Below are 17377 nucleotides of genomic sequence, written 5' to 3' on the forward strand. Positions count from 1 at the left end.
TGGGCTGGTCCGTGGCGTGCACGACAACTGGCCTGTTACCGCCCTGATCGCGTTCCGCTAGGACGGCCCTGAGCCGTGGGCAGTCGACCTGGGCCAACGCAAGCCTGGGGCCGGCGATCTCCGGGTGTCTCAAGGTGGAACCGGGGTCTGTCAATCGAGCGGTGTAACCAGTGTGGTTGGGATTACTGGCGGGCTGCGGAGAGGCGTCCGTCGAAGGTGATGTCGAAGGCGTTCAGTGCGGTCTTCCAGCGCAGGGTCCAGCGGGCCTGGCCCTTGCCGGTGGGGTCGAGCGACATGATGGCCATGTAGACGCACTTCAGGGCGGCCTGCTCGTTGGGGAAGTGGCCGCGCGCCTTGACCGCGCGGCGGATCCTGGCGTTGACGGACTCGATCGCGTTGGTGGTGCAGACGATGCGGCGGATCTCGGTGTCGAAGCGGAGGAACGGGGTGAACTCCTCCCAGGCGTTCTCCCAGAGCCGGACGATCGCCGGGTACTTCCTTCCCCAGGCGTCTGTGAACTCGGCGAACCGTTCCAGGGCGGCCTCCTCGGTCGCCGCGGTGTAGACGGGCTTGAGGAGCCCGCGATCTTGTCCCAGTCCTGGCGGGCGGCATAGCGGAAGGAGTTCCGCAGCAGGTGGACCACGCAGGTCTGCACGATCGTCTTCGGCCAGACGGTCTCGACCGCGTCGGGCAGGCCCTTGAGGCCGTCGCAGACGAGCATGAGGACGTCGTTCACGCCGCGGTTCTTGATCTCGGTGAGGATGTGCATCCAGTGCTTGGCACCCTCGCCGCCGTCGCCGGCCCACAGCCCCAGGATGTCGCGGCGGCCCTCAGCCGTGACGGCTAGAGCCACGTAGATCGGCCTGTTGGCCACGGCGCCGTCGCGGATCTTCACGTGGATGGCGTCGATGAAGACCACCGGATAGACCGGGTCGAGCGGTCGGTTCTGCCACTCGGCCATCGCATCGAGGACCTTGTCGGTGAGCGTGGAGATCGTCTGGCGGGAGACGTCAGCGCCATAGACCTCGGCCAGGTGGGCCTGGACCTCGCCGGTCGTCAGGCCCTTCGCGGACAGGGAGATGACCATCTCGTCGACGCCGGTCAGGCGCTTCTGCCGCTTCTTGACGATCTTCGGCTCAAACGATCCGTCCCGGTCGCGGGGCACGGATACCTCCACCGGGCCGACGTCCGCCAGGACGGTCTTCGCTCGGGTGCCGTTGCGGCTGTTCCCGCCGTTCTTCCCAGCCGGATCATGCTTGTCATAGCCGAGGTGATCGGTGATCTCGCCCTCCAGGGCGGATTCCAGCAGCCGCTTCGTCAACTGCTGGAGCAGCCCGCCCTCACCTGTCAGCCGCAGGCCCTCGGCCTGGGCCCGGGACACCAACTCGTCGAGCAGCCGGTTGTCCACCGCCTTCGACGCCTACGGCTCAGCCGCCTCGACCGCCTCGACTGCCTCGACCTCGGTCACGTTCTCACCGGTCATCGATGCATCCTCCATGATCGGGAGTTACACCGAACGATTTACAGTCCCCGCACACGACGCTCGACACCTTCTTCACCACCACACCGGCCCCTCAACCCCACCCGGGAGAACGGAGCAGCGATGTCCCTGCCCCTGCTTGAGACCCCGCTCCAGACCCGGCCGCTCCAGGGCCGCAACGCCCTCGTCACCGGCGGGGCCACCGGCATCGGCGCCGAGATCGGCCGGGCGCTCGCCGCCGCCGGAGCGACCGTCGCGGTCAACCACCTCGGCCAGGACCACGACGCCCACGTCCTCCTCGCGGCCTTCGAACGCGCGGGCAGCCTCGGGATCGCGGTCAACGCCGACCTGACCGATCCGGGCTCCGTCCAGACCATGGCCGACCTCGTCCGCGCCGAGATCGGCCCCGTCGACATTCTGGTGAACAACGCCGGCGCCTACCCCCGCGTCGCTTGGCAGGACACTGACGAAGCTGCCTGGGACTACTCCCTCGACGTGAACCTCACCGTCCACTACCGCGCGTGCCACGCGCTCACCCCCGGCATGATCGAACGCCGCTGGGGCCGGATCGTGAACATCGGCAGCGTCAACGCCCGCGCAGGCTGTACGAACCTCGTCGCGTACAGCACCGCGAAGGCCGGGCTGCTGGGCCTGACCCGCTCCCTCGCCCGCGAACTGGGCCCGTACGGGATCTGCGTCAACACGGTCCTGCCTGGAGCCATCCAGGTCGAGGCCGAGAACGCGCTCCCCAATCGGCACCGTGCGCGGCCGGAGGACCAGATCAAGCGCCAGTGCGTCCCGCGCCGTGGCCGGCCCGAGGACGTCGCCGCCCTTGTGGCGTTTCTCGTGGGCCCCTCCGCCTCGTTCATCACGGGGCAGTCCGTCCACGTCGACGGCGGCTGGCTGCTCCACTGAGACCGTCAACAAGCAAGGAGACGAACCGAAATGATCGAACGAGTCCGAGCCGTCCTCGTCACCGCGGACGACACGATGCTGGTCATCCGCCGCACCAGGCCCGGCATTCCCGAGTACTGGGTCCTGCCCGGCGGCGGTGTCGAACACGACGACGTCTCCCGGGAGGCCGCCCTCCACAGGGAGATCCACGAGGAGATCGCGGGGAAGGCCGACATCATCCGTCTCCTCCACACCATGGAGTCCGATGACGAGCGCCAGCTCTTCTACCTCGCCCGCATCGCTACCTGGTCCTTCGAGGACCGCACCGGCCCCGAGTTCAGCGCGGAGGGCCGCGGCGAATACGCGCTGGAGGAGATCCCGCTGACCCCGGAGGGGCTCGACGGCATCGACCTCAAGCCGGAGGGGATCGCCCACGTCCTACGGGGAGCCATCAGCGCCGGAGGCCTCGGAGCCGAGGCATCGCTCTGAGCCTTCTGGTAGATCAACCCGCCACCAGGGCCGACTCTGAGATGAGCCGACCCTGGCGGCGTTCCGGCGTCAGAGAGTGGAGCCCGGACGGGACTCCTCGTCCAGCCCCGGCAGCAGCCGCAGGGCGAGGATCGATCCGTCGGCGTGCACGGAGACGGGACCACCCCAGTCCTTGTCAAAGGTGAGACGGGGGCGGACGTGGCGGCTCGCGTGGACGAGGGCACGGTATTCCTCGACGTCGCCCCGGGCGAGCAGGCGGAAGACCTCCGCGTCCACGCCGGAGAACGCCTCGACGCGGGGGCCGTTGAGACGGAAGACGTGGTCGGTGCCGACGTACTGGGTACCGAGAAGGGTGTGGGCGGCGTCCTGGATGCTCATGCTGGCCGAGTTCTCGAGGCCGGTGAAGCGTTTGCGGCCCTGTCGGTCGGTCAGGTGGCGGGCGGTGGCGTGGCCGGAGCCGGTGAAGGCCATGAGGCCCGCCGCAGTGGTGTGGGCCAGGGACTCCTGGAACCAGGCGTAGTCCTTCGCCTGCACGTGGCAGCCCCGTACGGGCTCCGGCGCCACCAGGCCCTCTGCCGGCGGGTGGATGTCCGGCATCACGTTCGCCTGGCACGGCGGGGCGTTCAGGCTCGCCTCCCGGCCCTCTGCCGGGGACAGCCGACCACCACTGCCCGGGGCCTGGAGGGCGTGGACGGTCATCGTGCCGCCGTCCGTCGGGAGCTGCGTGCTGAACAGCAGGCCGGGGGTCTCGTTCCAGGCGCCGATGTGGACCGCTTCTGTGTGGGCCGAAGCAGAGGCCAGCTGCTCGGCGGACGTGGCGGAGTCGCTGTGGTTGCCCTTGCAGGCGAGGGGGATGACGAGAGGCGGCCGACTGCCCGCGGATGGCGTCCTGCGGCCAGGCCGGCTGAGCGTCATCGGGGGAAGGTATCGGGGTGGCGGTTTCCAAGGGGCGGCTCCTTCGGCGGTCGCGTCGAGAGACCGCATGGGGAATTGGAGGAATCCGGCGGGGCCGGCGTGTGTGGCCAACACAGCCACACCCGGTGCGGGAAGTCCAGCTTTAGGGCCGGAATTCGTTAAAGGTTGCAGGTTCGCCGCGTCGGCGGTCCGGCAACTGTAGGGGTGAAATCCCGGTTGCCGAAATCGCTGCCGAAAATTCCCGTGTGATCCGGATCGCTCACGGCAGACGGGAAAACCCTTCCCGAGCGGCCGATGCGCAAGCTACAACACCACCCATGCCGCCACGCCCGCTCGAAATCGGACCCGCCGGACATGTCGCCGCCCAGGCCATCGAACGCATCCGCATGGCCCGCGGTTACTCCCAGCGCCAGCTTGCCGCCCGCGTCACCGCACTCGGCCGACCCATGACCTTCACCGCGCTGTCCCGCATCGAACGCGCCGTCCGGCGCTGCGACATCGACGACCTCGTCGCCATCGCGGCCGCCCTCGGACCCCAGGCTCTCCTCGCCGATACCCGCGCACCCTCAGAGGTGGCCGGAGTGGGCGAAAGGTAGCCGACGATCCCCGGTTAGCCTAACCGGGGATTCTCCGGATCATTGGTCGTCCCGGCACGCCCTTCCATCGAGGCGTTCTGATTCGTCCTGTCCTGCTCACCGATTTAAGGAATCTCGTTTGTCCGTCGTCACCCATATTTCCTCTCCTGGTATGCCCCTAGTCGAATACCTCCGCACTATCGATCGAGCATTTCTCGGAGTGAAGGACGCGGCGGCATATCTTGGGATCTCGCCGCGCACGTTGTACATCTGGCGGCACCGTCGACAAGGGCCGCCGAGCTTCCGACTGGGCGCCCGCGGACGAGTGACGTACCGGCTCGATGCCCTCGACGCGTGGGTGCGCGAGCAGGAGCGGGCGGACTCCCGCTCCAATCCCCTCCTGAACCCCGCGAACGCCGTGCCGCAGCGCCGCGCCGACTGCACGGCCACCGCCTGACCCTCCACCTGGCAGACAGCTGCCGAACGTCTATCTGCGAGGAGATACTTGGCCGGCTACATCGAAGACCGCTGGATCAACAAGAAGCGGGACCCCGTGACCGGCAAGCGGGAACGCACCGCCCGCTACGGGAAGGGCACTCGATACCGTGTCGCCGGAATCCCTGGCGTCCGGGACATGTCGTTCGATGTCCTGGAGGACGCCAAGGCGTGGCTGCGCCGCGCCGGCACCGACAGCGAACGCGGAGAGTTCGTGGACCCGCGCGACGGATCCATCACCGTCGCCGACTATGTCACCCGCTACTGGAAGGTGGGTGTGCGGGGTGCGCCGGGCACGGTCAAGCGGATCGATGAGCGCGTACGGCTCCATGTCCTGCCCCATCTTGGTGAGGTGGCGCTCAGGGATGTGTCCGCGACCGTCCTGCGCGGCTACATCGCCACCCTCGAAGGCGAATGCGCACCTCGGTACGCCCGGCAGATCCTCACCTCCCTCTCGAACATCTTCGAGACGGCGATCGACGACAAGCGGCTCGTCCGCAACCCCATGCGTGCCAAGTCGGTGCGTTGGCCCAAGGCGCCCGAGGACCAGCGGGAAGCATGGTCCTTGGAGACCGCGCAGTGCGTATGGGACGTCATCAACCCGCGCTACCGGATCGCGGTGGTCCTCGCCCTCGGGTGCGGCCTACGGCAAGGCGAGGTCTTCGGCCTCTCGCCGCAGGACATCGACTTCGAGCGCGGCGTCATCCGCGTACGACGGCAGGTGCAACTGCTCAATGGCCGCTTGTACTTCACCCTGCCCAAGGGTGGGAAGACCCGCGTCGTCGACATGCCCCGCTCGGTTGCCACAGAGCTGGCCGCCCATTTCCTGCAGTAACCGGCCGTGGAGGTCGAGCTGCCGTGGGGCGGACCGGAGCCCGAGCGGGAGAGGCGAGCCTTCCCGCTCGTTCTGACCACGACGTAGGGGAACGCCATCCGGGCGAATGTCTTCAACGTCGAGGTGTGGAAGCCCGGGCTCGCGAAAGCCGGGGTCATCCCATGCGGGAGAAGGGCGGGAGCTGGAAGGCTTCCCGCAAGGACGGCTTCCACATCCTCCGGCACACGTACGCCTCGATCATCCTCGAAGCCGGAGAGTCCGTGGTCACTCTCGCCCGATGGCTTGGCCACTCCAGCCCGACCATCACCCTCGACCACTACGCCCACTTCATGCCGGAGGCCGGCGGCAAGGGCAGGGCAGCCGTCGACGCGCTGCTCGGCGTGGTCCCCGAGTATGTCCCGGAGAACCTCACCTTGGCGTGAGCGAGCGGGGGCACAGCACACGCTGTGCCCCCGCTGTCGTTGGGCTGCCTGTCGGGTTCGGCCGGTGAGGCTCTTGCGGCGGACCCGCACTCCGTACTTCGTTCCCTTTGACGACAACCCCCCGTCTCGGTCGCCGGCCGTCCCCAAGACCTCGGGCGTTTTCTGGACGGCCATGCGCTCTTGCGGGTGTCTCACCAGTGGGTGAGGTCAAAGACGCCGGCAGGGGCATAGGGGTCTACGGCGGAGGAGCGGTTGCCGTCGAGTTCGTCGGGGACGAGTGAGGGCAGTGCGGCCATGAGGGCCGTGTTGCCGACACGGACTCGGCCGTTCAGGTCGAGGAGGGAGACGTCGAGCCCGAGGGGGCCTGCGGTGTCGGGTGCGGTGACGTACAAGCGCGCGGTGGTGTCGTCCTGCAGGAGGAAGCCGTCCAGTCGCAGGTGACTCCTGTCGTCCGGCTTGTCTTCGGGCTGAAGCATCAAGGCGGAGGCGTGGAGGGCGTCTCCGAGCTCGAACGTGACCTGGTCGAGGGCGTCGAGCACGTGTCGACGGGCGTCCGCGATCGGGATGCCCACGGGGTCGGTGTCGTCGGGTGCGGGGGGATGGACGAGGACCTGCCGGAGAGCTGCGACCAGGTGGGTCCAGGGAATGTTGTCGCCTCGTGGATGGATCAGAGGCACGTCGTACGCGACCGAGCGCTCCAGGCGACGGCCATCCCAGAGCACGACACGGGTGATGCCTCGTCGTTCCGGGGGCAGCAGCACACCGCGGACGAGCCACACGTCGGTGGTGCCCGAGAGTGGCGCCGATGCGAAGCGGAGCAGTTGCCACATCAGGATGCGGTGCAGGTCCGCCAGTCTCTCGCCGTCCCACTCCGGTGACAGCTCCTCGGTCATGTCTGGTTGACCTTGTCGGGGCAGCGGTTGCGGGGGACGCTGCGGCAGTAGGCCGTGATGACGCCGATCTTGGCGTTTCTGTCGCTGAGGGAGTATCGGTTGTCCGCCGTCTGCCAGTGGTACTGGACGATGATGCGGATGTTGGCGATCTTGCGGGGCGGATCGAGCAGCCCGCCTTTTGCTACGAGGGCACCGTCGTAGACGAGCCGGTGCGGTTTGTCCCTGCTCGTCGTCGGGTTGCTGGTGCCGCCGATGATCTTCTTGACGACGTCGGGGTTCGTGATGTTGTGCGGGCTGGAGAAGTGCTTCCAGCCAAGTTCGTTGTTTCCGACCCGGGTCGGTACCACCTTGCCGCGTCGGTCCGTGCTGTTGAACTTCACCGTGGCCCAGCCCGGAGCCGCCGAGGCGGCTTCCGAGCTCTCGATACGGGGCGTCGCCACAGGCGGTGCGGCGGCCCGCCCCCGACTGCCGAGCATCTCCTCGTACTGCTCGTTCGACATCACGGTCAGCTCCTCCAGCTCGTCCATGGCTTGTGCGGGAGTGCTGCCGAGGACGAGGGCTGTGGTGACGGCGAATGCGCTGAGACGAAGCAAGGACAACCTCCGGACGAACGTGATCCAAGGCGATCTGCTGACGCCTCACCGTAGCCGTTCGTCACGGAGAGTTTTCGGAGGCCGGGAGAGTCCTGTGGTCTGGGAGGCTGCGGCCCGCAGCCTCGGCGTCGCCAATTCTCCCCGGATTCTCCCCAGGGGCTTCTGAAGGTGACATCCGAAGTTTGCTCATGCGAAGTAGATCAAGAGTCTGGGGTGGGTGGCTACAGCCAGTCCTTCTTCTTGAAGACCACGTACAGGCTCGTGCACACCACCGCCATCAGCACCACTGCGAACGGATACCCGCCCGCCCAGTGCAGCTCCGGCATGTTGTCGAAGTTCATCCCGTAGATCGTTCCCACCAGCGTGGGTGCGAACAGGATGGCCGCCCACGACGAGATCTTCTTGATCTCCTCGTTCTGTTCGAAGCCGGCTTCCGCCAAGGCGCGCATTTCCGCGTTCTGTTGTTGCGTGACCAGGGTCGCGTTGACCGTGAGGATGTCCGTCAGGGCCTGGCGGAAGCCGTCCACGCGTTCGCTGGTGTGGGTGACGTGGTCCGCGACGTCGCGGAGGTAGCGCTGGAGTTCCTCGTCCGTGCCGTACTTGGCGAAGCCGGCCATCAGGCCGTGGAGCATGCCCACCAGAGGGCGGGTGGCCCGTTGGAACTCGACCATTTCGCGGGAGAGTTCGTAGATACGGCGGGACACCGCCGGGTCTCCGCCAAAGACCTCCGTCTCGATCTCGTCGATGTCGTTCTGGACGCCGGCCACCACCGGGGCGTAGCCGTCGACCACCGCGTCGAGGATCGCGTACAGGACCGCTTCCGGGCCCAGGGCCAGGAGGTCCGGGTTCTCCTCCATGCGGCGGCGGACCGAGGAGAGGTCGGGGGCCGCGCCGTGGCGGACCGTGATCAGGAAGTCCGGGCCCACGAAGATGTGGAGCTCGCCGAAGTCGACCTCCTCCTGGGCGTCCAGGTACCGGGCGGCGCGCAGGACGACGAAGAGGGTGTCGCCGTACCGCTCCAGCTTCGGGCGCTGGTGGGCCTCCAGCGCGTCCTCCACCGCCAGCTCGTGGAGATCGAACTCGGCTGCCAGGGAGTGGAGTTCCGCCTCGGTCGGGCGTTGCAGGCCGATCCAGGCCATGCCGTCCGGGTGCTCGCGCAGCTGGCGGAACGTGTCCGCGAGCGTGGTGGGGGAGGAGACGCGTCGACCGTCTCGGTACAGGCTCGCCTGCACCATGCTCGGCCCGTCCGTGGGGTGGGGCGCCGATGACGGCCCGGGCGGCGGTTCCGGATGGCGGCGCCAGGCCGCGCGGGGGTGGCGGTCGGACGACACGGGGCTTTCGCCTCCCGGGAGTGTCGGTGGGTTCTTGGTTCTGTCGGTGTCGGTGTCGTGGTCTCGGTCTCGGTCTCGGTCTCGGTCGTGGTGGCAGTGGTGGCCTCGGTGGGGCGTTTGGGGCTTTGGGTAGGATATCCGGCGGTCATCCTCGCGGCTCGGGAAGCTCTCCCGCGCATTGCGGAACGCTTCTGTCCGCAAGGCGCCGTAGCGTGCCGTCCATGGCCTCCACGACGAAGCACCCGGTCCTCAGCCCCCGCGCCCTGAACCGCGCCACCCTCGACCGTCAGCTGCTCCTCCGCCGCGCCCCGCTCGGCGTCGAGGACGCCGTGGCCCATCTGCTCGGGCTCCAGGCACAGAACACCAAGCCCCCGTACTACGCCCTCGCCGCCCGTCTCGAAGGATTCCGGCCCGAGCAGCTGTCCGCGCTCATGGAGTCCCACGCCGTCGCCCGCATCGTGACCATGCGCTCCACCGTGCACACCCACACGGCCCGGGACGCCGTCGCCCTCCGTCGGCTCGTGCAGCCGGGGGCCATCGACCGGGAGCTCGCGATCTTCGTCGCCCGCAAGGGGCTGGACGGCGTCGACCTCGACCGGCTCGCCCGGCTCGCCCGCGAGCTCGTCGTGGAGCGGCCCCGTACCCCCAAGCAGCTCCGCGAGGAGCTCCTCAAGGAGTGGCCCGGCGCCGACCCGCAGTCCCTCTCGCTCGCCGCCCGCTGCCTCCTTCCCCTCGTCCAGGTCACCCCGCGCGGCCTCTGGGGGCGCGGCGGGCAGGTCGCCCTCACCACCACCGACACCTGGTTCGGCGACGAGGTCCCGGTGGAGACCGCGGACGTCGACGAGACCGTGGTGCGTTACCTCGCCGCCTTCGGGCCCGCCTCCGTCAAGGACATGCAGACCTGGAGCGGTCTGACCCGCCTCCGCGAGGCCTTCGAACGCCTGCGGCCCCAGCTCCTCGTCTTCCAGGACCAGCGCGGCACCGAGCTGTTCGACCTCCCCGACGCGCCCCGCCCCGACGAGGACACACCCGCCCCGCCCCGCTTCCTGCCCGAGTTCGACAACCTGCTCCTGTCGCACGCCGACCGCACCCGCGTCGTCACCCCCGAGGGCCGCTCCCGCACCTGGAAAGGCAACCGGGCCTTCTCCGTCTTCCTCCTCGACGGCCTCCTCGCCGGCCTCTGGCACCTGGACGAGACCGAGGAGCGCGTCACCATGAGGATCGAGCCTTTCGGCGCGATCGACCGAGGTCAGCGGGGGGAGCTTCTCGCCGAGGCCGAGCGGACCCTGCGGATCATGGCCCCGCAGGGCCTTTCGCACGGGTACGAGATCGTCTTCCAGGAGCCGGGAAGTCCGTCCACCGGAGTCTCGTGATCCGGGGGGAGGGGCGCCGGTGGCCCCGCGAATGTAGGGCCTGCCCGCGACCCGTAGGGCCTGTCCGCGGCCGCCTTGTAGCGGCCTGTCCGCGGCCTCACGGCAGCGCGCCCGCCCTGCGCGCCGCCACCACCGCCTCCAGACGGGTGTGCGCGCCCAGCTTCCGCATCGCCGAGCGCAGATAGCCCTTCACCGTCTCCGGTCGCAGCCCGAGGCGCGCCGCCGCCGCCGCGTTCGTCGCCCCCAAGGCCACCGCCGCCAGCACGTCCGTCTCGCGCGGGGTCAGCGTCACCCCGGGGACGTGCGCCCCCGCGACCGGCGACACCGACGCGCCGGAGGCCGACCCCAGGAGCCCGCACACCTCCAGCAGCCGTTCCCGAAGCTCAGGATCGGCCACCCGGGGCGCCAGCGCGCGCAGGTCCCCGTACGCCTGCCGCACCTCCTCCCAGGACGGTTCCGACGGGGGCGGGGCCGGCAGCTGCCGCGTCTCGTCCCGTACGACGAGTGCCTGCTCCAGGTCCCGCGCCGCCGCGACCGCCGCGTCGAAGACCCGCTCGCCGATCGGCAGCGCGTCGCGCAGGGCCCCGTACATCACACCGCGCATCTTGCGGCGGACCACGACCGGCACCGCGATCACCGAGCGCAGTCCCTCCGCCGAGACCGGCCCGTCGTACTCGTGGGTGATGTGCCGCGCCGAGGGGTAGTCCGTCACCGCGCACGGCCGGGAGAGGGCCAGGCACTTCCCCCCGAGGCCCGAGCCGGTCGAGATCGCGAGGCCCCGCAGCGCCGGTGTCACCGCCCCGTTCAGTTCGTCGATCCGCAGCGCGCGGCCGTCGCGGAGCAGGCCCCCGAACACGACCGGGAGCCCGGTGGTGCGGCGCAGCCGCGACAGCGCGCCGCGCAGCTCCACCGATTCGACGTGCTCACGCACCGTTCTCTCCTTCGACCCTTCGGCCTTCCGACCCTTCGGCCTTCCGACCCTTCGGCCTTCCGACCCTTCGGCCTTCCGACCCTTCGGCCTTCCGACCCTTCGGCCTTCCGGCCTTCCGACCCTTCGGCCCGCGCCCTCGGCCCTTCGATGCCGCCGGTCGCGGTCACCCGCTGCTCGGACGGCTGGTTCACCCCCGAACGGGGGTAGTGAGACCTGGGTCACCGATTACACGATGTCCGGGACCGGTCCCGCAACGAGGAGGACACATGACGGCAGCGAGCGCCACCAGCGCGACGGAGGAGTTCCGGGCAGCCCGGGACTTCCTGCTCCACCATCGCGAAGCGTACGAGACGGCCTACGAGGGCTTCACCTGGCCCAGGCCCGACCGTTTCAACTGGGCGCTCGAATGGTTCGACGTCATCGCCGCCGGCAACGACAGAACAGCCCTGCACATCGTGGAGGAGGACGGCTCGGAGACGAAGGTCAGCTTCGCCGAGATGTCCGCCCGCTCCAACCGCGTCGCCAACTGGCTTCGCTCCACGGGCGTTCGCGCGGGCGACCGGATCATCGTCATGCTCGGCAACCAGGTCGAGCTGTGGGAGACCATGCTCGCCGCGATGAAGCTGCGCGCCGTCGTCATCCCCGCCACCCCCCTCCTCGGCCCCGCCGACCTGCGCGACCGCGTCGAGCGGGGGCGCGCCCGCCATGTCCTCGTACGTGCCGAGGACACCGCCAAGTTCGACGACGTCCCCGGCGACTACACCCGGATCGCGATCGGCGGCGACGGGGTGAACTGGCTCGGGTACGAGCACGCGGCCCAGGAGTCAGCCGACTTCGAGCCCGACGGCGTCACCTTCGCCGGGGACACGCTGATGCTGTACTTCACCTCCGGGACGACCGCCCGCCCGAAGCTCGTCGAGCAGACCCACACCTCGTACCCGGTCGGGCACCTCTCGACGATGTACTGGATCGGCCTCAAGCCCGGCGACGTGCACCTGAACATCTCCTCGCCCGGTTGGGCCAAGCACGCCTGGTCCAACCTCTTCGCGCCGTGGAACGCGGAGGCGACCGTCTTCATCCACAACTACACGCGCTTCGACCCGGACCGTCTGATGAGCGAGATGGGGCGGCACGGCGTCACGAGTTTCTGTGCCCCGCCGACCGTCTGGCGGATGCTGATCCAGGCCGACCTCGGGCAGCTGAAGACCCCGCCGCGCGAGGTCGTCGCCGCAGGCGAACCCCTCAACCCCGAGGTCATCGAGTCGGTACGGCGCACCTGGGGCGTCACCATCCGGGACGGCTTCGGCCAGACGGAGACGGCCGTGCAGGTCTCCAACAGCCCCGGCCAGCGGCTCAAGGAGGGCTCCATGGGCCGCCCGAGCCCCGGCTTCCGGGTGACGCTCGTCGATCCGGTGAGCGGCCGGGCGGACGTGGAGGAGGGCGAGATCTGTCTCGACCTGTCCGCCCACCCGGTGGGCCTGATGACCGGCTACCACGGTGACCCGGAGCGTACGGCCGAGGCCATGGAGGGCGGCTACTACCGCACCGGTGACATCGGATCGCGGGACGAGGACGGCTACATCACGTACATCGGGCGTGCCGACGACGTCTTCAAGGCCTCCGACTACAAGATCAGCCCCTTCGAGCTGGAGAGCGCCCTCCTGGAGCACGAGGCCGTCGCCGAGGCCGCCGTGGTCCCGGCCCCCGACCCGCTGCGGCTCGCCGTCCCCAAGGCGTACGTCGTCCTCGCGGCCGGATGGGAGCCGGACGCCGAGACGGCGAAGGCCCTCTTCGCCCACTCGCGCGCGGTCCTCGCCCCGTACAAGCGCGTCCGGCGCATCGAGTTCGCCGAGCTGCCCAAGACCGTCTCCGGAAAGATCCGGCGCGTGGAACTGCGCCGGCTCACCGCCGAGGGCGGCGGCAAGGAGTACACCGAAGGAGACCTCGCATGACGCTCTCGTACGCGCACGGGGCGTCCGGCACCGCCCTCCTCGGCGACACCGTCGGCGCCAACCTCGACCGGGCCGTCGCCACCTGGCCCGAACGGGAGGCGCTCGTCGACGTCCCCGGCGGACGGCGCTGGACCTACGCCCGATTCGGCGCCGACGTCGACCGGTTGGCGGAGGCGCTGCTCGGCAGCGGTGTCCGGAAGGGTGACAGGGTCGGCATCTGGGCGGTGAACTGCGCCGAGTGGGTCCTCGTCCAGTACGCCACCGCCCGCATCGGCGCCGTGATGGTCACCATCAACCCCGCCTATCGTGCCCACGAGTTGGCGTACGTGCTCAACCAGGCCGGCATCTCCCTGCTCTTCGCCACGCTCACCCACAAGGGCAGTGACTACCGGGCCATGGTCGAGGAAGTGCGGCGGGAGTGCCGTGAGTTGAGGGAGGTCGTCTACTTCGGAGACCCGAGCTGGGACGGACTCCTCACGCGGACGGCGGGGGAGTCGCGCCCGGAGCCGCTTTCCTGTGACGAGCCGGTCAACATCCAGTACACCTCGGGGACCACCGGCTTCCCCAAGGGGGCCACCCTCTCCCACCACAACATCCTCAACAACGGTTATTTCGTCGGGGAGATGATCGCCTACACCGAGCAGGACCGGATCTGCGTGCCGGTGCCCTTCTATCACTGCTTCGGCATGGTGATGGCCAACCTCGCCGCCACCTCGCACGGCGCCTGCCTGGTGATCCCCGCCCCTTCCTTCGACCCGGCGGCCACGCTCCGCGCGGTGCAGGAGGAGCACTGCACCTCCCTGTACGGGGTGCCGACGATGTTCATCGCCGAGCTGAACCTCCCCGACTTCGCCACGTACGACCTCTCCACCCTCCGCACCGGGATCATGGCCGGTTCGCCCTGCCCGGTGGAGGTGATGAAGCGGGTCGTCGCCGAGATGAACATGGCGGAGGTGTCGATCTGTTACGGCATGACCGAGACCTCGCCCGTGTCCACCCAGACCCGGCGCGACGACGACCTGGAGCGCCGCACGGGAACCGTCGGCCGGGTCCTGCCGCACGTCGAGGTCAAGATCGTCGACCCGGCGACCGGACTGACCGTGGAACGCGGCACGGCGGGGGAGCTCTGCACCCGCGGCTACAGCGTGATGCTCGGCTACTGGGAAGAGCCGGACAAGACCGCCGAGGTGATCGACGCGGGCCGCTGGATGCACACCGGGGACCTGGCGGTGATGCGGGACGACGGGTACGTCCAGATCGTCGGCCGCATCAAGGACATGATCATCCGGGGCGGCGAGAACGTGTACCCGCGCGAGATCGAGGAGTTCCTCTACGGGCACGCCAAGATCGCCGACGTCCAGGTCGTCGGCGTGCCCGACGCGCGGTACGGGGAGGAGATCCTGGCCTGCGTGATCCCCCGGGACCCGGCCGACCCGCCGAGCCTGGAGGACATCACCGCCTTCTGCCGCGGCCGGCTCGCCCACTACAAGATCCCGCGCAGGGTGGAGGTCCTCGCCGAGTTCCCGATGACGGTGAGCGGCAAGGTGCGGAAGGTGGAGCTGCGGGAGCGGTACGGGACCGACTGACGGCCTTGTGCCGGCGGGCTCTCCCGCCGGCGCCCCCGTACTGACGGGCTCTCCGGCCGGACCCTCCCGTGGCGGCGGGCTCTCCGGCCGGACCCTCCCGTGGCGGCGGGCTCTCCGGCCGGACCCTCCCGTGGCGGCGGGCTCGCCCGCCGGCCCCTTCCGCGCCGGCGGGCTTTCCGGCCGGACCCTCCCCTGCAGGCAGGCTCTCCGGCCTGCCCCTTCCGTGTCGGGAGGTCCGCTGACCGCCCCCGTCAGCAGACCTCCCGGCGCATGCACACCCGGGGCCAGACCGAGAGGCCGTGGGCCGCCTCGGCGCGGCTGATCTCGCGCAGGCCCTCCGTCAGCGCCGGGTCCGACTCGGCCAGCGGGCGGAAGCCGAGCCGGGTGTAGTACGGGGCGTTCCAGGGGACCTCGGTGAAGGTCGTCAGGGTCAGGGCCGTCAGGCCCTGCTCGCGGGCGGCCGCCGCGAGGTGTTCGATCAGCGCCCGGCCGACGCCCCGACGGGCCGCGGCCGGGTGCACCGACACCTGCTCGATGTGGGCGGAGCCGTCGACCATGTCGGCGAGCAGGTAGGCGACCGGGTGGTCCGCCGTGTCCACCGCCACCCAGGCCCGTCCCTCGCAGCGGTACGCCTCCAGGACGTCCAGGGGCAGGGGGTCGTCGTCGGCGATCGCCGCCATGCCGAGAGAACGGAACGGCTCGCCCGCCGCCCGTTCGATGTCCTGGAGCAGCGGGAGTTCGGCCGGAGCGGCCGCTCTGATGCGCATACGACAGTATGGCGCGACGTCAGGCGGAGGGGTGGCCCGCACCCCTGCCGGGCTCCGGCGGCGGCCGGTTCCGGTCCGGTTCGCGCGGGCGGTCGAGCAGGCCCCCGTCGCGGGAGAAGCGGGGCAGGAACAGGGCCAGCGCCGGATCCCCGTACAGCGCCACGTACAGCTGGACGAGGCGTCCGTCCGTCACCTCGCGCCGGTGCGCGGGCAGCGGATGCCGCTCCCGCAGACCGGCGAGCAGCTGCCGCGCCGCCCGGGTGGCCGGCGGCAGCCGCAGCAGCGCGACCGCGACGAGGACCGGGGCGACGGTGACCGCGAGGAGGGCGCCCACGCCGCCGGGACCGCCGCCCAGTCCTGTGCCGGACGCGCCTCCGTACCCCGCGTGGGCCCAGGCCGCGAGGAGCCCGGCGCCGACCGTCAGCGGTACGCACGCGAGCAGGACGCGTGCGGCCCGGAGCCGGGTGGGCGGCCGCAGCAGCCCGGCCCGGCCGAGCTCGGCGCGCAGCGCGTCCACGGCTCGCCGGGCCTCGGGGCGCAGGGCGAGGGCCCGCAGCGCCAGGGCCCGGTGCAGGGCCCCGTGGACGCCGAGTTGGACGGGGTCACGGGTCCGCCCCGGGCCTCCGTTGGCCCGAACGGTACGTTTGCGGCCGGCGGCCACCGCCCCGCGCTGGTGCAGTGCCACGAGCGCGACCGTGACGGCCGCCCGCCGCCCTCCCCGCAGCAGCGCGAGGGCCTGCGGAGGCGGCTCGGCGCCGCTGGGCCACCCCTCGGTTTCCTGGCTGCGGGTTCGCAACAGCGCGGCGGCGAGCGCCAGTTCCGCGCAGGACACTCCGATGAACCACCACAACATCGTCGGCATGACGCCACCCCCCGAGGGTGTTGTGCCCGGGGGAGCGTGATCGTCACGCGTGAATGGCCGGTTTCGGATGGAGGGGGAGGGGGATCGTGCTCCGCCGGAGCTCAGGCGCCACCGGCGGCGAGCTCGTCGGCGGCGTTGTTGACGGGCTGCGGGGTGCCGGTCAGGTCGAGGACGAAGAGCGGGAGCCCGATCTCGGCGGCGCGCTTGCGGGCCTCCGGGGTGTAGCCGGCCAGCGAGAAGAACGCGCTCACGCTGGCGGTGGGCGTGCTCAGACCGTTGAGCCAGAGGCACTCGACGGCCCGCAGTCCGGCCGGCCGCGTGCTCGGGTCCACCTGCGCGACGAGCCCCGGCGCCCGCAGGTCCACGCCGGAGGCGGGGCGGTCCTCGGGCTGGACGACATCCCGGAAACCGAGCCAGCGGAGGTATCCGGCGGCCGCGGCCACCGCGTCCCGCGCGGTCCGGATCGTCACCGGCCGGAACGCGCCCCGCACCGGCGCCGGGCGCGGGGCCACGGGGGGCGGCGGGGTGTGCGTGGGGTACCGCTCGGCGAACGATCGATGGGTACGGGACGGGTGCGGCACGCCCGGGTCGCCCGCGGCGCCGCCGTCCCGCCCGCTCGGGCCCCTGCCGAACCACTCCGACCCGGGCTCGACCGCACGGGGCCTGGCCGGACCACTGGGCGCCTCCGCCCCCGTCCCACCGGGCCCTCCCGTACTGGGGCGCGTGGGCGCGGCTTCCGGCCGGGGCCCGAAGGTCCCGCCGGCGGCCGTGGGCGGGATGAGCCCCCGGCCCCCTGGGCCACCGGGCCCGCCGGGTGCCGCGCCGTGACCACCCGGGGCAGCGCCCGGGTGCGTACCGGAGGGTCCCGCGTGACCGGATCCGCCGACCGGGCCCGAGGCGGGTGAGGGCGGAGGAGTCCGAAGGTCGGGCGGCGACAACGTACCGCCGGTGTCGACCGGTCCCCGCAGGACACGAGCCTCAGCG

General features: G+C 70.6%; 16 protein-coding genes and 2 pseudogenes. 9 read left to right on the top strand and 9 right to left on the bottom strand.

Annotated features, from left to right (window positions below; genetic code table 11):
- Positions 1-182: 182 nt before the first annotated feature.
- Positions 183-1408: pseudogene (locus OG580_RS29070) on the bottom strand (IS256 family transposase).
- A gap of 195 nt (positions 1409-1603) precedes the next feature.
- On the opposite strand from OG580_RS29070, the gene OG580_RS29075 reads away from it, so the two are divergent.
- Positions 1604-2395, top strand: a complete 792-nt coding sequence (locus tag OG580_RS29075) for an SDR family NAD(P)-dependent oxidoreductase (RefSeq protein ID WP_267046608.1) — start codon at positions 1604-1606, stop codon at positions 2393-2395.
- Positions 2396-2425: 30 nt separating this feature from the next.
- Complete coding sequence (locus OG580_RS29080; RefSeq protein ID WP_267046609.1) at positions 2426-2863, top strand: NUDIX domain-containing protein; 438 nt, start codon at positions 2426-2428, stop codon at positions 2861-2863.
- A gap of 69 nt (positions 2864-2932) precedes the next feature.
- Here OG580_RS29080 and OG580_RS29085 read toward each other — a convergent pair whose 3' ends face one another.
- A complete protein-coding gene (locus OG580_RS29085) occupies positions 2933-3778 on the bottom strand; it encodes a hypothetical protein (RefSeq protein WP_267046610.1) in 846 nt (281 codons plus the stop codon).
- A 317-nt stretch (positions 3779-4095) separates the two neighbouring features.
- Here OG580_RS29085 and OG580_RS29090 point away from each other — a divergent pair, with 317 nt between their 5' ends.
- The 4 genes from OG580_RS29090 (at position 4096) to OG580_RS29105 (ending at position 6105) form a co-directional block, all read left to right on the top strand.
- On the top strand, positions 4096-4374 hold the full coding sequence (locus tag OG580_RS29090; RefSeq protein ID WP_267046611.1) for a helix-turn-helix domain-containing protein: 279 nt from the start codon (positions 4096-4098) through the stop codon (positions 4372-4374).
- Positions 4375-4525: 151 nt separating this feature from the next.
- On the top strand, positions 4526-4810 hold the full coding sequence (locus tag OG580_RS29095; RefSeq protein WP_267048167.1) for an AlpA family transcriptional regulator: 285 nt from the start codon (positions 4526-4528) through the stop codon (positions 4808-4810).
- Positions 4811-4858: 48 nt separating this feature from the next.
- Positions 4859-5683, top strand: coding sequence for a hypothetical protein (locus OG580_RS29100; protein WP_267046612.1), 825 nt, complete (start codon positions 4859-4861; stop codon positions 5681-5683).
- 161 nt (positions 5684-5844) lie between these two features.
- Positions 5845-6105: a tyrosine-type recombinase/integrase gene (locus OG580_RS29105; RefSeq protein WP_267046613.1), complete on the top strand. Its 261-nt coding sequence runs from the start codon at positions 5845-5847 to the stop codon at positions 6103-6105.
- A gap of 191 nt (positions 6106-6296) precedes the next feature.
- Here the strand turns inward: OG580_RS29105 and OG580_RS29110 are convergent, their stop codons facing one another.
- From OG580_RS29110 to OG580_RS29120, 3 genes are all read right to left on the bottom strand, one after another.
- A complete protein-coding gene (locus tag OG580_RS29110; protein ID WP_267046614.1) occupies positions 6297-6998 on the bottom strand; it encodes a hypothetical protein in 702 nt (233 codons plus the stop codon).
- Positions 6995-7591, bottom strand: a complete 597-nt coding sequence (locus OG580_RS29115) for a hypothetical protein (RefSeq protein ID WP_267046615.1) — start codon at positions 7589-7591, stop codon at positions 6995-6997. Before OG580_RS29115 ends, OG580_RS29110 begins: the two co-directional genes overlap by 4 nt.
- A 221-nt stretch (positions 7592-7812) precedes the next feature.
- On the bottom strand, positions 7813-8922 hold the full coding sequence (locus OG580_RS29120; protein ID WP_267046616.1) for a magnesium and cobalt transport protein CorA: 1110 nt from the start codon (positions 8920-8922) through the stop codon (positions 7813-7815).
- Positions 8923-9143: 221 nt separating this feature from the next.
- Here OG580_RS29120 and OG580_RS29125 point away from each other — a divergent pair, with 221 nt between their 5' ends.
- Positions 9144-10295: a winged helix DNA-binding domain-containing protein gene (locus tag OG580_RS29125; RefSeq protein WP_267046617.1), complete on the top strand. Its 1152-nt coding sequence runs from the start codon at positions 9144-9146 to the stop codon at positions 10293-10295.
- 97 nt (positions 10296-10392) lie between these two features.
- Here the strand turns inward: OG580_RS29125 and OG580_RS29130 are convergent, their stop codons facing one another.
- Complete coding sequence (locus OG580_RS29130; protein ID WP_267046618.1) at positions 10393-11226, bottom strand: LuxR C-terminal-related transcriptional regulator; 834 nt, start codon at positions 11224-11226, stop codon at positions 10393-10395.
- 266 nt (positions 11227-11492) lie between these two features.
- Here OG580_RS29130 and OG580_RS29135 point away from each other — a divergent pair, with 266 nt between their 5' ends.
- Together OG580_RS29135 and OG580_RS29140 are read left to right on the top strand one after the other, a co-directional pair.
- On the top strand, positions 11493-13178 hold the full coding sequence (locus OG580_RS29135) for an AMP-binding protein (protein ID WP_267046619.1): 1686 nt from the start codon (positions 11493-11495) through the stop codon (positions 13176-13178).
- Entirely contained in the window at positions 13175-14764 is a 1590-nt protein-coding gene (locus OG580_RS29140) for an AMP-binding protein (RefSeq protein WP_267046620.1), read from the top strand. Before OG580_RS29135 ends, OG580_RS29140 begins: the two co-directional genes overlap by 4 nt.
- Before the next feature lie 251 nt (positions 14765-15015).
- Here OG580_RS29140 and OG580_RS29145 read toward each other — a convergent pair whose 3' ends face one another.
- The 3 genes and pseudogenes from OG580_RS29145 to OG580_RS29155 all read right to left on the bottom strand — a co-directional run.
- On the bottom strand, positions 15016-15531 hold the full coding sequence (locus OG580_RS29145; RefSeq protein ID WP_267046621.1) for a GNAT family N-acetyltransferase: 516 nt from the start codon (positions 15529-15531) through the stop codon (positions 15016-15018).
- 19 nt (positions 15532-15550) lie between these two features.
- Entirely contained in the window at positions 15551-16393 is an 843-nt protein-coding gene (locus OG580_RS29150) for a TIGR04222 domain-containing membrane protein (RefSeq protein WP_267046622.1), read from the bottom strand.
- 101 nt (positions 16394-16494) lie between these two features.
- Positions 16495-16890, bottom strand: a pseudogene (locus OG580_RS29155) (hypothetical protein); the annotation flags it as partial.
- Positions 16891-17377: the final 487 nt, after the last annotated feature.

It is taken from the genome of Streptomyces sp. NBC_00094, from assembly GCF_026343125.1.
Taxonomy (GTDB): Bacteria; Actinomycetota; Actinomycetes; order Streptomycetales; family Streptomycetaceae; genus Streptomyces.

Excerpts from the sequence above, each read along its gene's own strand:
- OG580_RS29140 (WP_267046620.1), top strand. The coding sequence starts at position 13,175 with ATGACGCTCTCGTACGCGCACGGGGCGTCCGGCACCGCCCTCCTCGGC.
- OG580_RS29110 (WP_267046614.1), bottom strand. The coding sequence starts at position 6,998 with ATGACCGAGGAGCTGTCACCGGAGTGGGACGGCGAGAGACTGGCGGAC.
- OG580_RS29085 (WP_267046610.1), bottom strand. The coding sequence starts at position 3,778 with ATGACGCTCAGCCGGCCTGGCCGCAGGACGCCATCCGCGGGCAGTCGG.
- OG580_RS29135 (WP_267046619.1), top strand. The coding sequence starts at position 11,493 with ATGACGGCAGCGAGCGCCACCAGCGCGACGGAGGAGTTCCGGGCAGCC.
- OG580_RS29145 (WP_267046621.1), bottom strand. The coding sequence starts at position 15,531 with ATGCGCATCAGAGCGGCCGCTCCGGCCGAACTCCCGCTGCTCCAGGAC.
- OG580_RS29090 (WP_267046611.1), top strand. The coding sequence starts at position 4,096 with ATGCCGCCACGCCCGCTCGAAATCGGACCCGCCGGACATGTCGCCGCC.
- OG580_RS29105 (WP_267046613.1), top strand. The coding sequence starts at position 5,845 with ATGCGGGAGAAGGGCGGGAGCTGGAAGGCTTCCCGCAAGGACGGCTTC.
- OG580_RS29080 (WP_267046609.1), top strand. The coding sequence starts at position 2,426 with ATGATCGAACGAGTCCGAGCCGTCCTCGTCACCGCGGACGACACGATG.
- OG580_RS29150 (WP_267046622.1), bottom strand. The coding sequence starts at position 16,393 with ATGCCGACGATGTTGTGGTGGTTCATCGGAGTGTCCTGCGCGGAACTG.
- OG580_RS29095 (WP_267048167.1), top strand. The coding sequence starts at position 4,526 with ATGCCCCTAGTCGAATACCTCCGCACTATCGATCGAGCATTTCTCGGA.
- OG580_RS29125 (WP_267046617.1), top strand. The coding sequence starts at position 9,144 with ATGGCCTCCACGACGAAGCACCCGGTCCTCAGCCCCCGCGCCCTGAAC.
- OG580_RS29075 (WP_267046608.1), top strand. The coding sequence starts at position 1,604 with ATGTCCCTGCCCCTGCTTGAGACCCCGCTCCAGACCCGGCCGCTCCAG.